At 61.6% G+C, this 13,736-nt stretch carries 11 protein-coding genes; 6 read left to right on the top strand and 5 right to left on the bottom strand.

The features are described 5' to 3' along the window. Positions 1–21 precede the first annotated feature (21 nt). The 4 genes from JUI81_RS29535 to JUI81_RS29550 all read left to right on the top strand — a co-directional run bounded on the left by JUI81_RS29535 (position 22) and on the right by JUI81_RS29550 (position 6,055). On the top strand, positions 22–1,437 hold the full coding sequence (locus JUI81_RS29535; RefSeq protein ID WP_204125543.1) for a sigma-54-dependent Fis family transcriptional regulator: 1,416 nt from the start codon (positions 22–24) through the stop codon (positions 1,435–1,437). A 287-nt stretch (positions 1,438–1,724) separates the two neighbouring features. Then, positions 1,725–3,116, top strand: a complete 1,392-nt coding sequence (locus tag JUI81_RS29540) for a GntP family permease (RefSeq protein ID WP_204125544.1) — start codon at positions 1,725–1,727, stop codon at positions 3,114–3,116. 7 nt (positions 3,117–3,123) lie between these two features. Beyond that, the gene (gene hbdH, locus JUI81_RS29545) at positions 3,124–3,897 is read left to right on the top strand and encodes a 3-hydroxybutyrate dehydrogenase (RefSeq protein ID WP_028940939.1); all 774 of its coding nucleotides are present in this window, start codon (positions 3,124–3,126) and stop codon (positions 3,895–3,897) included. A 202-nt stretch (positions 3,898–4,099) separates the two neighbouring features. Continuing rightward, positions 4,100–6,055, top strand: a complete 1,956-nt coding sequence (locus tag JUI81_RS29550) for an acetoacetate--CoA ligase (protein ID WP_204125545.1) — start codon at positions 4,100–4,102, stop codon at positions 6,053–6,055. Between the two features lie 8 nt (positions 6,056–6,063). Here the strand turns inward: JUI81_RS29550 and JUI81_RS29555 are convergent, their stop codons facing one another. Continuing rightward, positions 6,064–7,173 carry a PilT/PilU family type 4a pilus ATPase gene (locus JUI81_RS29555; protein ID WP_204125546.1) on the bottom strand — a complete coding sequence of 370 codons (1,110 nt, stop codon included), beginning with the start codon at positions 7,171–7,173 and terminating at the stop codon, positions 6,064–6,066. A 118-nt stretch (positions 7,174–7,291) separates the two neighbouring features. Here JUI81_RS29555 and JUI81_RS29560 point away from each other — a divergent pair, with 118 nt between their 5' ends. Together JUI81_RS29560 and JUI81_RS29565 are read left to right on the top strand one after the other, a co-directional pair. Continuing rightward, positions 7,292–9,829: a PAS domain-containing protein gene (locus JUI81_RS29560; protein WP_204125547.1), complete on the top strand. Its 2,538-nt coding sequence runs from the start codon at positions 7,292–7,294 to the stop codon at positions 9,827–9,829. A 66-nt stretch (positions 9,830–9,895) separates the two neighbouring features. Then, entirely contained in the window at positions 9,896–10,171 is a 276-nt protein-coding gene (locus tag JUI81_RS29565) for a peptidylprolyl isomerase (RefSeq protein ID WP_007933743.1), read from the top strand. Positions 10,172–10,240: 69 nt separating this feature from the next. Here JUI81_RS29565 and JUI81_RS29570 read toward each other — a convergent pair whose 3' ends face one another. From JUI81_RS29570 to JUI81_RS29585, 4 genes are all read right to left on the bottom strand, one after another. Continuing rightward, positions 10,241–11,176: a sugar kinase gene (locus tag JUI81_RS29570; RefSeq protein ID WP_204125548.1), complete on the bottom strand. Its 936-nt coding sequence runs from the start codon at positions 11,174–11,176 to the stop codon at positions 10,241–10,243. Between the two features lie 13 nt (positions 11,177–11,189). Beyond that, positions 11,190–12,407: an amino acid deaminase gene (locus JUI81_RS29575; RefSeq protein WP_028940942.1), complete on the bottom strand. Its 1,218-nt coding sequence runs from the start codon at positions 12,405–12,407 to the stop codon at positions 11,190–11,192. Between the two features lie 37 nt (positions 12,408–12,444). Further along, positions 12,445–13,209, bottom strand: coding sequence for an IclR family transcriptional regulator (locus tag JUI81_RS29580; protein WP_018927659.1), 765 nt, complete (start codon positions 13,207–13,209; stop codon positions 12,445–12,447). 126 nt (positions 13,210–13,335) lie between these two features. Beyond that, positions 13,336–13,725 carry a RidA family protein gene (locus tag JUI81_RS29585; protein WP_018927658.1) on the bottom strand — a complete coding sequence of 130 codons (390 nt, stop codon included), beginning with the start codon at positions 13,723–13,725 and terminating at the stop codon, positions 13,336–13,338. Positions 13,726–13,736 lie beyond the last annotated feature (11 nt).

The following is a 13,736-nucleotide window of genomic DNA, read 5'->3' on the forward strand; positions in this document are numbered from 1 at the left end:
CATACTCTGGACATGACACCGATGAACACCACCGAAAGCCTCAAGGACTACCAGCGCGTTCGCACCCTGGCGATCCGCTCGCTGTTCGAGATCATCGAGCAATCGAGCGAAGGCACGGTGATTGTCGACCGCGATGCGAACATTGTCTGGATGAACGAGCGCTATGCCCGGCGATTCGGCCTGGAGTCGGCCGCAGGTGCCATCGGCAGGGCCTGTGAAAGCGTGATCCCCGGCAGCCTGTTGCGCGAGGTGGTGCGCACCGGACGGCCTATCCTGCTGGACATGCAAGACACCCCCAAGGAACCGCTGGTGGTGATGCGCCTGCCGATTCACGACGATGCCGGCGCGGTGATCGGCGCCATCGGTTTTGCCCTGTTCGACGAATTGCGCAGCCTGTCGCCAATGCTCAAGCGCTACCTGAGCATGCAGGAAGAACTGGCGTCCACCCGCTCGCTGCTGCGAGCACGGCAGACCAAGTACAACTTCGCGCACTTCATCGGCACCAGCGCCGCCAGCCTCGAAGTCAAACGCCGCGCCCGACGCAGCGCCAGTGCAGAGTCGCCGGTGTTGTTGCTCGGTGAAACCGGCACCGGCAAGGAACTGCTGGCCCAGGCGATCCACGGCGCATCGCCCCGGGCGCATAAAGCCTTCGTCAGCATCAACAGCGCAGCGATTCCCGAGTCGCTGCTGGAAGCCGAGTTCTTCGGCACCGCGCCCGGTGCGTTCACCGGCGCCGATCGCAAGGGTCGCGCCGGCAAGCTGCAGATCGCCCAGGGCGGCACGCTGTTTCTCGACGAAATCGGCGACATGCCGCTGCCGCTGCAAAGCAAGTTGCTGCGGGTGTTGCAGGAAAAGGAATTCGAACCGGTGGGCTCCAACGAAGTGATTCAGAGTGATGTGCGAGTGATCGCCGCCACCTCCACCGACCTGGTGGCGGCGATCAAACGCGGCGAGTTTCGCGCCGACTTGTATTACCGCCTCAACGTGCTGCCAATCCAGGTCCCGCCCCTGCGTGATCGCCTCGACGACCTGCCGGCCCTTAGCGAAGCAATCCTCGAAGAGCTGCGCAGTCAACACGAATTGAACCGCGAAGCCCTGGATTTGTTGGGGCAACACGCCTGGCCGGGGAACATTCGTGAACTGCGCAACGTGCTGGAGCGGGCGGCGTTGCTCAGCGATGACTTGATGCTGAACGCAGCGGATATCCGCGCGGCGATTGGCAGCTTCACCCCGGTGGAGCGTGCGGCGCCTCTGCCCCTTGAGCCGATTGCCCATGAAACCTTCAGTGAGGCTCGCGAACGGTTTGATCGGCAGTTGATTGAATCGACCCTCGCGCAATGCGGTGGGAAGGTAATCGAAGCGGCGGCGCGGTTGGGGCTGGGACGGTCGACGTTGTACAAGAAGATGGCGGCGCTGGGGATTGCTGAGTCTCCATAAAGAGACATTGATCTCCATGGGTAGACAGCGCCTCTTCGCGGGCAAGCCTCGCTCCTACAGGTCGTGCAATTTCGTAGATAACCACACTCCCGCAGGAGCGAGGCTTGCCCGCGAAAGCGTCAGCACAATCGCCAAAAGTCTCAATACAGAGACAAAAATCGCCAAAGTCACTTCACAAACAAATAATCTCCTTATATTTCAATAGCTTAGATATCTGGCACGAAACCCGCTATAGCCCTCCCACCAAGCTTCACCCTACAAAAATAACAATCCTGGAGAGACACACCATGAGTGTGATCATTGCCTTGGCAGCCCTCGCGCTGCTGATGGTGGCTGCTTACCGTGGCTACAGCGTTATCCTCTTTGCCCCGATCGCCGCCCTCGGCGCCGTCCTGTTCACCGACCCTTCCGCCGTCGCCCCCGTCTTCACCGGGGTGTTCATGGAAAAAATGGTCGGCTTCGTCAAACTGTATTTCCCGGTGTTCCTGCTCGGTGCGGTGTTCGGCAAGCTGATTGAGTTATCGGGCTTCTCCCGCTCCATCGTCGCAGCAGCGATTCGCTTGCTCGGCACTCGCCAGGCGATGCTGGTGATCGTGCTGGTCTGCGCCTTGCTCACCTACGGCGGTGTGTCGCTGTTTGTGGTGGTGTTTGCGGTGTACCCGTTTGCCGCCGAGATGTTCCGCCAGAGCAATATTCCCAAACGCCTGATCCCGGCGACCATCGCCCTCGGCGCGTTCTCGTTCACCATGGACGCCCTGCCTGGCACGCCGCAGATCCAGAACATCATCCCCAGCACCTTCTTCAACACCACCGCCTGGGCGGCGCCGTGGCTGGGTGTGATCGGCACGATTTTCGTGTTCTGTGCCGGCATGCTGTTTCTGCAGCGCCAGCGTAACAAGGCCCAGCGCACGGGTGAGGGTTACGGTTCAGAGCTGCGCAACGAACCGGAAACCGCACCGGACATCCAACTGCCTAATCCGTGGATCGCGCTGTCGCCGCTGTTGCTGGTGGGCCTGATGAACCTGCTGTTCACCCGCTGGATTCCAGAATGGTATGGCAAGACCCACAGCCTTTCGCTGCCGGGCATGGCCGCTCCGGTGACCACCGACATCGCCAAGCTGACGGCGATCTGGGCGGTCCAGGCTGCCTTGCTGGTGGGCATCATCATGGTGCTGGTGTTCGGCTTTAAGGCGATTCGTGGCAAGTTGGCCGAAGGCAGTAGAAGTGCGGTCAGCGGCGCGCTGCTGGCGGCGATGAACACGGCATCGGAATACGGTTTTGGGGCGGTGATCGCCTCGTTGCCAGGTTTTCTGGTGCTGTCGGACTGGCTCAAGAGCATTCCCAACCCGTTGGTCAATGAAGCGATCACCGTGACCTTGCTGGCCGGCATCACCGGCTCGGCGTCAGGCGGGATGAGCATCGCTTTGGCGGCGATGTCCGAGAGTTTCGTCAGCGCTGCCCACGCCGCCAATATTCCGCTGGAAGTGCTGCACCGGGTCGCCGCGATGGCCAGTGGCGGCATGGACACCCTGCCGCACAACGGCGCGGTGATTACCTTGCTGGCGGTCACCGGGTTGACCCACCGCGAGGCCTACAAAGACATTTTCTGTATTACGCTGATCAAGACACTCGCTGTTTTTGTGGTGATCGGTACTTTCTACGCCACTGGCATTGTGTGAGGTATTCATGACGACTCTTTCGGGCAAGACCGCACTGGTCACCGGTTCCACCAGCGGCATCGGTCTGGGGATCGCCCTGAGCCTGGCCAAGGCTGGCGCCAACCTGATCCTCAACGGTTTCGGCGATGCGTCCAAAGTGATTGCCGAAGTAGAACAATTCGGCGGCAAGGTCGGCCATCACCCCGCCGACGTCAGCGACCCCGCACAGATCGCCGACATGATCGACTACGCCGAGCGTGAGTTCGGCGGTGTGGATATCCTGGTCAACAACGCGGGCATCCAGCACGTGGCGGCGGTGGAAGATTTTCCGGTGGAGCGCTGGGATTCGATCATTGCGATCAACCTGTCGTCGGTGTTTCACAGCACTCGTTTGAGCTTGCCGGGGATGCGCGCCAAGGGCTGGGGACGGATCGTCAACATCGCTTCGGTGCACGGCCAGGTCGGTTCGGTGGGCAAGGCGGCATACGTCGCGGCCAAGCATGGCGTGATCGGCCTGACCAAAGTGGTCGGTCTGGAAACCGCCACCACCAACGTTACCTGCAACGCCATTTGCCCAGGCTGGGTGCTGACGCCGCTGGTGCAGAAGCAGATTGATGATCGCGCCGCGACCGGGATCGACCCGCAGCAGGCGCAACACGACTTGCTGGCCGAGAAACAGCCCTCCCTGGAATTCGTGACGCCGCCGCAGCTGGGTGAGTTGGTGCTGTTTTTATGCAGCGAAGCCGGTAGCCAGGTGCGTGGCGCAGCGTGGAATATAGATGGTGGGTGGTTGGCGCAGTAGCCTGCCGCCATACCCTGTGGCGAGGGGGCTTGCCCCCGTTGGGGCGCGAAGCGGCCCCCAGATAGACGCCGCACCCTCGCTGATGCACAGTGAGTCGAGCGGGCGACTGCTTCGCAGCCGAACGGGGGCAAGCCCCCTCGCCACAAAAGCGCTCTTGCCACAAAAGCCTGTGTGTTATGCATAAATAAGAAGAGGCCAAGCCATGTCCGACATCCTCTGGCAACCCGGCACCGAGCGCATCGGCAAGTCCCGCATGGAGGCCTTCCGGCGTTTCGTCAATCAGCGACACGCCCTTGGGATCGCCGACTACCCTGCCCTGCACCAATGGAGCATCGACCAGCGGGAAGCCTTCTGGCAGGCCATCGTCGATTTCTTCGACATCCGTTTTCACGATCAGCCAGACGCGGTGCTGATCGAAGGCGCGCAAATGCCCAGCGCCCAGTGGTTCCCCGGCGCTACCTTGAACTTCGCCGAACACCTGCTGCGCCGTCGTGACGATGCCGTGGCAGTCGTCGCCATCGGCGAAAACGGTCAACGGGAACAGCTGACCTGGGCCGAACTGGCAAGCCACGTCGCCGGTTTTCAAAATAGCCTGAAAGCCGCCGGTGTCGGCCTCGGCGACCGCGTGGCGGCGTGCATACCGAACACCTGGCAAACTCTGGTGGCCATGCTCGCCACCACCAGCCTGGGCGCGATCTGGTCCTGTTCTTCACCGGATTTCGGCACCCACGGGGTGATCGATCGCTTCGGCCAGATCGAACCGAAAGTGCTGATCACCTGCGCCGGCTACCGCTACGCCGGTAAAGAGATCGACCAGACCACCAAGGTCAATGAAATCCTCGGACAGTTGCCGTCCTTGCAGCAATTGATTGTTGTGCCTTATGCGCGTCCTCAAGCGCGCATCGAGGATTTCCGCTGCCAGGCCAACGTGACGCTGTGGGACGATTTTTACGACCCGGGCGGCGAGCCGCAATTCGTTCCCGTGCCTTTCGCCCATCCGCTGTACATCCTCTACTCCAGCGGCACCACCGGCGTACCGAAGTGCATTGTGCACGGCACCGGCGGCGTGCTGCTGCAACACGTCAAGGAACATGGCCTGCACACCGACCTCGGTGCCGGTGACCGTTTGTTCTACTACACCACCTGCGGCTGGATGATGTGGAATTGGCTGGTCTCGGCGTTGGCCGTCGGCAGCGCCGTGGTGCTGTATGACGGCTCGCCGTTTCATCCAGGGCCGGAGCGCTTGATCGACCTGATCGACGACGAACGCCTCAACGTCTTCGGCACCAGTCCGAAATTCCTCACTGCGCTGGAAAGCAATGGCTTGAAGCCGTGCGACAGTCATGACCTGAGCAGCCTGAGAACCATCCTGTCCACCGGCTCGGCGCTGTCGCCGCAAAGCTTCGATTACGTCTACCGCGCGTTCAAGTCCGACCTGTGCCTGTCTTCGATGTCCGGTGGTACCGATATCGTTTCGTGCTTTGTGATTGGCAACCCGGTCCTGCCGGTGCGCCGTGGTGAGATGCAATGCAAGAGCCTGGGCATGGCGGTCGAAGTGTGGAACGACGATGGCAAGCCCGTGATCGGTGAAAAAGGCGAACTGGTGTGCACCCGGCATTTTCCGGCCATGCCCATCGGCTTGTGGAACGACCCGCAACAGGAAAAGCTGCGCGCTTCGTATTTCAGCCTGTTCCCCGGCGTCTGGGCCCAGGGCGATTACGCCGAACAACTGCCCCATGGCGGCATGCTGATCCACGGCCGCTCCGACGCGGTGCTCAACCCCGGCGGCGTACGCATCGGCACGGCGGAAATCTACCGTCAGGTGGAGAAAGTCCCGCAGGTGCTGGACAGCGTGGCCATCGGTCAGCAATGGCAGGATGACGTGCGAGTGGTGTTGTTCGTGCGCTTGCGCGAAGGCGTCGAACTGGACGAAGCGCTGCAACAACAGATCCGCCAGGTCATCCGCGCCAACACCACGCCACGGCATGTGCCAGCGAAGATTGTCGCGGTGACGGACATTCCGCGGACCATCAGCGGCAAGGTGGTCGAGTTGGCGGTGCGCAACGTGGTGCATGGCCAGAAGGTGAAGAACACCGATGCACTGGCCAACCCCGAAGCCCTGGAGCAATTTCGAAACCGCCCCGAACTGAATGACTGACGCCGGCGCTAGTCCACCAAACCCCATTCACCCGGCGGTGCATGGGGGGTGGGCGCGGCCTCGGCGTGCATTTTCAGGCGCAAGCGCAGATTGTTCACCGAATCAGCATTTTTCAACGCCTCTGCCTCATCGATCGCGCCCTCGGCAAACAACGCGAACAGCGCCCCGTCAAACGTCTGCATCCCTGCCTCTGAAGACTTCTCCATGATCCCCTTGAGTTCACCAAACTCGTTGCGCCGGATCAGGTCGCCGATGGTCGGCGTTCCCAGCATCACCTCCACCGCCGCCCGACGCTGCCCATCGCGGGTACGCACCAGGCGTTGGGAAACAAACGCCTTGAGGTTGTTGCCCAGGTCGTTGAGCAACCGCCCCCGGCGCTCTTCGGGAAAGAAATTGATCACCCGATCCAGCGCCTGATTGGCGTTGTGCGCATGCAACGTGGAAATTACCAGATGACCGGTATCGGCAAACGCCAGCGCGTGCTCCATAGTCTCGCGGTCACGGATTTCGCCGATCAACACCACGTCCGGCGCCTGGCGCAACGTGTTTTTCAGCGCGGCGTGGAAACTGCGGGTATCGACGCCGACCTCGCGCTGATTGACGATCGACTTCTTGTGCCGATGGATAAACTCGACCGGGTCTTCGATAGTGATGATATGGCCACTGCTGTGGCGGTTGCGGTAATCGATCAGCGCTGCCAGCGAGGTCGACTTGCCCGAGCCGGTCGAACCGACGAACAGCATCAGCCCTTGTTTGAGCATCACGGTTTCAAGCAGCACCGCTGGCAAGTTGAGGTCTTCGAAGCGTGGAATGTCGAGTTTGATGTTGCGCGCCACGATGGAAACATCATTGCGCTGCTTGAAGATATTGAGCCGGAAACGCCCGACCCCGGGCAGGGAAAGTGCCAGGTTCATTTCCAGGTCCCGATCGAACTCCAGGCGCTGTTCGGCGTCCATGATGGACGCGGCAATGGCCGCCACTTCTCCCGGCTTGAACGGTTGACCGGTCAGGGCTTTGAGCACACCGTCAAATTTCGCGCTGGGTGGCGCGCCCGTGGACAGGTAAAGATCGGAGCCATGGCGGCTGGCCAGAATCTGCAGCAGTGCATCGATTTCCATGGCAAAAAGCACCCGCGAAGCATTCAATAAAAAAATGACCCCATGCGGGTCATCCAGCGTCTACCGCCCAGCAAGGATAGTAGACGCCGCCACACTGACTCACGCGCAGGACATGTAGATGAACGCACCACCAACCGCCAGCGATGCCCAGGCCTTGATTGCCCGACTGGACTGGACAAACAACCCGCTGGGCGCCGCCGAAAACTGGCCGCAGAGCCTGCGCACCGCGGTGGACATCGTGATCCACTCGCCAATGCCGATGCTGCTGCTGTGGGGCCCGCAGCTCACCCAGATCTACAACGACGGCTTCGCCTTCCTCGCCGGCAGCAAACACCCTCACGCCTTCGGACAACCGGCGCACCAGATCTGGCCGGAACTCAAAGACTTTACCGACCCGATTTACAGCGCCGTCCTACAGGGTCAGGTGCGGACCTACAGCGAACAGCGCTTCACCTTGCAACGCGACGGTCGGGATTCTGACTTCTGGCTGGATTTGACCTACAGCCCCATTCGCAACGAAAGCGCCGAGGTTGCCGGGATTCTGGTCACGGCCATCGAAACCAACGAACGCCGCCGCATCGCCCTCGAACTGGAACAACGCTCCGCCGCCAGCCTCAAGGCCCAGCAAGACACCGAGCAGCGCCTGCAACTGGCACTGGCCGCCACCGATGCCGTCGGCACCTGGGACTGGGACATTGGCGAAGACCGCTTTATCGCCGATGCGCACTTCGCGCAATTGCATGGCATAGATCCAGCCATGGCCAGCCAGTTGCCGATCAGCGAATACCTCCACGGCGTGCACCCGGAAGACCGCGCCATGATTGCCCGCAGCATCAAGCACTGCATTACCCATGGCAGCGAGTACGCCGAGGAATATCGCTTGCTGCAAGCCGACGGCCAATTGCGCTGGGTGTTTGCCCGGGGTCGTTGCTACAAGGATCACCATGGCCGGCCGATCCGTTTCCTCGGCGCCGCGCTGGACCTGACCGAACGCAAAAACATCGAACAGGCCCTGCGCCAAAGCCAGACCGAGCTGCAACTGATCATCAACGCCATGCCGATCCTGATCAGTTACGTGGACCGCGAAGAGCGCTTTCGCCTGAACAATGCCGCCTACCTTGAATGGTATGGCCTGACGCCCCAGGAGCTTTACGGCCGCACCATTCGCGAAGTGCTGGGTGATGAAGCCTATGCCCTGCGCGCCGAACACATCGCCGAGGCGCTGAAAGGCAAGACCTGTTGTTTCAGCATCAGCGCCGACCACCGCGACGGCAGCACCCGCCAGGCCCTGATGAACTACCTGCCACGCCACGGCGCAGACGGCGCGGTGAATGGTTTCTACATCTTCGTGATCGACGAGACCGAGCGCAAACAGACCGAAGAGGCGCTGCGCAACCTCAACGAAACCCTGGAAGAACGCGTGAGCGCTCGCACCCAACAACTGGCCGAAGCCAACCAGCGACTGCAGAACGAGATGTTCGAGCGTGAGCGTGCCGAAGACGCCTTGCGGCATGCGCAGAAAATGGAAGCGGTCGGCCAGCTCACCGGCGGCATCGCCCATGACTTCAACAACATGCTCACCGGGATCATCGGCAGCCTCGATTTGATGCAGCGCTACATCGCCGATGGGCGCGCGGCCGAGATCGGTCGCTTCACCGACGCGGCGGTGTCCTCGGCCCATCGCGCCGCCGCCCTGACCCATCGGTTGCTGGCATTCTCAAGGCGTCAGTCACTGGATCGCAGGCCACTGGACGCCAACCAGCTGGTGCATTCCCTGGAAGACTTGCTCAGCCGGACCAAGGGCGATCACATCGAGCTCAAACTGAAGCTGGCCGATGAGGTCTGGCCGGTCAGTACCGATGTCAGCCAACTGGAAAACGCCTTGCTCAACCTCGTGATCAATGCCCGGGATGCGATGCCCGATGGCGGCGAGCTGTTGATCGAAACCGCCAATGTTCACCTCGACGGCAGCGACGTCACCCCGCTGGAGCCGGTCAGGGCCGGGGATTACCTGATGATTGCCGTCAGCGACAACGGTGCCGGCATGACCCCATCGGTACTGGCCAAGGCCTTCGATCCGTTCTTCACCACCAAACCCATCGGCCAGGGCACCGGCCTTGGGTTGTCGATGATCTATGGTTTCGCCCAGCAATCGGGCGGGCACGTCAGCCTGCACAGCCGGCCGGGCCAGGGCACCAGCGTTCGCCTGTATTTGCCACGGTTGCACGTCGCCCTGCCGGAACACGCTCAGCTGCCCGTCGCAGGTGAAGCACCGCCAGCGGTTGCCGGTGAAACCGTGGTGTTGGTGGAAGACGATCCGGCGGTGCGCATGCTGGTGCTCGACCTGCTCAAAGAGTTGGGTTATCACGCCCATGAAGCCGAAGATGCGCAGAGCGCCCTGCCCTTGCTGGAGTCCGACCTGCGGGTCGATCTGCTGGTAACCGATGTCGGGCTGCCGGGCATGAACGGTCGGCAACTGGCGGAAATCGCTCGTCAGCACCGCCCGGAACTCAAAGTGCTGTTCATTACCGGCTATGCCGAGAAAGCCGCCGAACGCCAGGGCTTCCTGGAGGAAGGCATGGACATGGTGGCCAAACCCTTTTCCATGGACCTGTTGGCCAACAAGATTCGCACGATGATCGGCCAAGCCGGCTAAGTTAAGGCATAATCGCGCGCCCCACGCTGGCACCAACATAGCCACCACCGTTGCAAGGTACTGCCCATGAAAGCCCAAGCCCGCCATATTCTGGTGAAAACCTCGGAAGAAGCCGAGCAGCTCAAACAACGCATCGCCAAGGGCGAAGCCTTCGATGTGCTGGCCAAGAAATACTCCACCTGCCCGTCCGGCAAACGCGGCGGCGATCTTGGCGAAGTACGGCCCGGGCAGATGGTCGGGGCGATCGATGCGGTGATCTTCAAAAAACCGCTGCGGGTGGTGCATGGGCCGATCAAGAGCAAGTTCGGGTATCACCTGGTGCAGGTGTTTTACCGGGACTGATCGGTTGGCTCGATATACAGGGTGAGGCTCCCTCGCCACAAAAACCACAGCCACCACAGGCATTGCATTTCAATCTTTGGGGATCAGTGCCCCCGGCACTTGAATCACCCGACTCGCCAACCGATGCCCCGCTTCAGCAGCCTCGACCGGGCTCCCGCCCTTGAGGCGGCAAGCCAGATAGGCCGCGCTGAACGAATCCCCCGCCGCCGTGGTGTCCACCACCCGTTCAACCACCTGCGCCGGCACTTCGAACGACTCGCCGTCACAGCGAATCAGACACGCCTCGGCACCGCGTTTGAGCACCACTTCGGGCGTGCCCATCTGCTCATAAGCGGCAAACACCGCCGCGCAATCGAAAAAGTGGAACAGCGCCTGCTCGTCATCAACCGTCAGCAACGCCAGGTCGACATAGGGCAACACTTTACGATAAGCCGCTCGTGCGTCCTCGACCGAAGCCCACAGGCGTGGTCGATAATTGTTGTCGAACACGATCCGCGCATCCCGCTGCCGGGCTTCGATCAGGGTCTCCAGAAGCTTCTCCCGGCCCTGCTCACCGAGCACCGCCAGGGTGATGCCGCTGAAATACAGCACGTCGTAATCCGGCAGTGCTGCCAGGATCGGCGCGGCCGCCGGGGTGGTAAAGCAATCGCGCACGGCCGCTTCATTGCGCCAGTAGAGAAAACGCCGCTCGCCGGCCGCATCGGTCTGGATGCAATACAGACCGGGCAAGCGACCGGGCAACCGCTGAACCATATCTAGCCCGATATGTTCGCTGGCCCAACTCTGGCACATCGCATCGCTGAAACTGTCGTCACCCAGGGCAGTGACGTAATCCACCGTGCCGCCATCGCCCAGTTCACGGGCCAGATAGACCGCGGTGTTCAGGGTATCGCCGCCGAAGCTCTGTTGCAGAGAGCCGTCGGCGCGCTGCTGCAGTTCGATCATGCACTCGCCGATCAGGGCGATGCGCGGGATGTTGGGGCCCAGAGGGCTGATGTTGTTCATGTTGTGGGGGCTCTTAGAAACAGGTTTCCATGGTCTCGATAACATTCAGCTGCTCATCCACCAGACACCCGATACGCCACTTGTCGAACGTCAAACACGGGTGCGAAGTCCCGAACGAAATGATATCGCCCACCCGCAACTCAACCCCCGGCGCCACGGTCATGAACGCGTGCTGGTCCATCACCGCCGTCACCTTGCAGGCACTCACATCATCGCCGGTCGCCGGCACCACGCCGGCCTTGTAACGCAGCAACGGCACCGGCAAACCGGCGTCGTAGGCCACGTCGCGCTTGCCCAGGGCGATCACCGCAAAACCCGGTTCGGGCAACGACTGCACATGCGCCCAGACTTCCAGCGCCGGGCGCAAACCTTCGTGCAGGTCGCTGCGACGGTCGAGCACGCAGCATTGCGCTTCTTTGTAGATGCCATGGTCGTGGGCCACGTAACTGCCAGGGCGCAGCACGCTGAGGAAACGCCCGCCGGCATTCTGCGCTTCGAACGACTCGGCGATCAGGTCGTACCAGGCCGAGCCCGACGCGGTGATGATCGGTTTGGCAATCGCGAACGCGCCGCTGTCCTGCAACTGCACCGCCAATCGCACCAAGGAGGCTGCGAACTCGCGGATGCCGCTCACCGCATGATCACCGTGAATCACCCCTTCGTAGCCCTCGATACCGGTCAGCGCCAACGCCGGTTGAGCGTTGATAGCCTTGGCCAGTGCCAGCACTTCGGCTTCGGTGCGGCAACCGCAACGACCGCCGACCACGCCGTACTCGATCATCACGTTCAGGCGCACGCCGCGCGAGGCGAAAAACGCGCCGAGGTCGGCGACGTTATCCGGGTGATCGACCATGCAATAAAAATCGAAAGTCGGGTCTGCCAGCAGGTCGGCGATCAGCGCCATGTTCGGCTTGCCGACCAGTTGATTGGCCATCAGCACCCGGCGCACGCCATGGGCGTAGGCCGCACGGGTTTGCGTGGCACTGGCCAGGGTGATGCCCCAGGCACCGGCGTCCAGTTGGCGACGAAACAGCGCCGGGGTCATGCTGGTTTTACCGTGAGGTGCCAGTTCCGCGCCGCTGTGGCTGACGAAGTCCTGCATCCAGCGAATGTTGTGTTCCAGCGCGTCGCGGTGCAGCACCAGGGCCGGCAGGCTGACGTCCCGCACCAGGTTGGCGCCGGTTTGCGCATAGCCCTTTTCCATGGCGGCGGTATTGATGGCAGTAGACATGGTCGATCTCCTCACACACGGCCGCAGGCAGCCGCTGTTATTCGTTTATACGCCGGGCGAGGCTGTTGGCGCTGTCGATCAGCACCCGGCGATAGTCGTTGTAATTGTTCTTCGCATCGGCCCGTGGGGCGACGATGCACAGGGTCGCGATGGCCACGCCGTTCGGGTCTTTGACCGGGGCGGCGAAGCAATGGGTAAAGGTGTCGGCGACGCTGTCGAAGGAAAAGAATCCGTCGATGGCGGCCTGGCGGATCTCCCGGAGAAATTGCTCCAGCGGCAGGCGTTCGCCGTCGGGCAGGATGAAATCGTCGGGGTCGATCAAATCGACGATCTGCTGATCGCTCAGGTGCGCCAGCAGCAGGCGCCCGGAAGCGGTCCAGGGGATCGGCGCGTTTTCGCCGATGTCCGAGGAAATGCGGAAATGCCGCTCACCCTCTTTCATCAATGCCACGGTGTATTTGCGTCCGTTGAGCAGGCACATCTGCGCGGTTTCGCGGGTCTGGCTGACGATTTCCTGCAAGGCGTGATCGGCCTCGCGGGACAGGTCGAAATGACGCAAATGCGCCTGCCCGAGGAAGTACAGCTGACGACCGAGGTAAACGTGACCTTCCTTGCCCACGGGTTCGAGGATGCGCCGCTCCAATAAGGACGCAACCAGTTCGTAGACCGTGGATTTCGGGCTGCCAATGCCGCTGGCGATTTCGTTCGGGCGCAGGGGCTGGCCGATTTCCTTGAGGAAATCGAGGATGTCGAACGCCCGGTCCAGACCGCGAGCCCGACGCTTGATGGTGTCTTCGGTCATATCTTCAGGTTCCCATTCAGAGTGCCGGGAGTTTACCCAGAAGGCCGCCTTCGCGGGCAAGCCTCGCTTCTACAGGATTTCGCTGTTTGTAGGAGCGAGGCTTGCCCGCGAAGAATCCACCGCGATTCAGGCCTTCTTCTTGTAGGCGATGCAATCAATCTCGACCTTGCAATCGACCATCATGTTCGCCTGCACGCAGGCCCGGGCCGGGGCGTGTTCGCTTTTGAAGTACTCGGAAAACACCTTGTTGAAACTCCAGAAGTCCCGCGGGTCTTCCAGCCACACGCCCGTGCGCACCACATCTTCGAGCCCGTAACCGGCCTCTTCCAGAATCGCTATCAGGTTTTTCATGGTCTGGTGAGTCTGCTCGACAATCCCGCCCACGATGATTTCACCGTCCACCGCCGGCACTTGGCCGGACACGTGCAGCCAGCCATCGGCTTCGACGGCACGGGCAAAAGGACGGGGTTGGCCGCCACCGGCGGTGCTGCCGGTGCCGTAACGAGTAATGCTCATGGGTGTTTCTC

Source organism: Pseudomonas sp. 008 (genome assembly GCF_016861935.1).
In the GTDB taxonomy this organism is placed as follows: Bacteria; Pseudomonadota; Gammaproteobacteria; order Pseudomonadales; family Pseudomonadaceae; genus Aquipseudomonas.

Coding starts and splice junctions, on each gene's coding strand:
- JUI81_RS29535 (WP_204125543.1), top strand. CDS start 22: ATGAACACCACCGAAAGCCTCAAGGACTACCAGCGCGTTCGCACCCTG.
- JUI81_RS29540 (WP_204125544.1), top strand. CDS start 1,725: ATGAGTGTGATCATTGCCTTGGCAGCCCTCGCGCTGCTGATGGTGGCT.
- hbdH (WP_028940939.1), top strand. CDS start 3,124: ATGACGACTCTTTCGGGCAAGACCGCACTGGTCACCGGTTCCACCAGC.
- JUI81_RS29550 (WP_204125545.1), top strand. CDS start 4,100: ATGTCCGACATCCTCTGGCAACCCGGCACCGAGCGCATCGGCAAGTCC.
- JUI81_RS29555 (WP_204125546.1), bottom strand. CDS start 7,173: ATGGAAATCGATGCACTGCTGCAGATTCTGGCCAGCCGCCATGGCTCC.
- JUI81_RS29560 (WP_204125547.1), top strand. CDS start 7,292: ATGAACGCACCACCAACCGCCAGCGATGCCCAGGCCTTGATTGCCCGA.
- JUI81_RS29565 (WP_007933743.1), top strand. CDS start 9,896: ATGAAAGCCCAAGCCCGCCATATTCTGGTGAAAACCTCGGAAGAAGCC.
- JUI81_RS29570 (WP_204125548.1), bottom strand. CDS start 11,176: ATGAACAACATCAGCCCTCTGGGCCCCAACATCCCGCGCATCGCCCTG.
- JUI81_RS29575 (WP_028940942.1), bottom strand. CDS start 12,407: ATGTCTACTGCCATCAATACCGCCGCCATGGAAAAGGGCTATGCGCAA.
- JUI81_RS29580 (WP_018927659.1), bottom strand. CDS start 13,209: ATGACCGAAGACACCATCAAGCGTCGGGCTCGCGGTCTGGACCGGGCG.
- JUI81_RS29585 (WP_018927658.1), bottom strand. CDS start 13,725: ATGAGCATTACTCGTTACGGCACCGGCAGCACCGCCGGTGGCGGCCAA.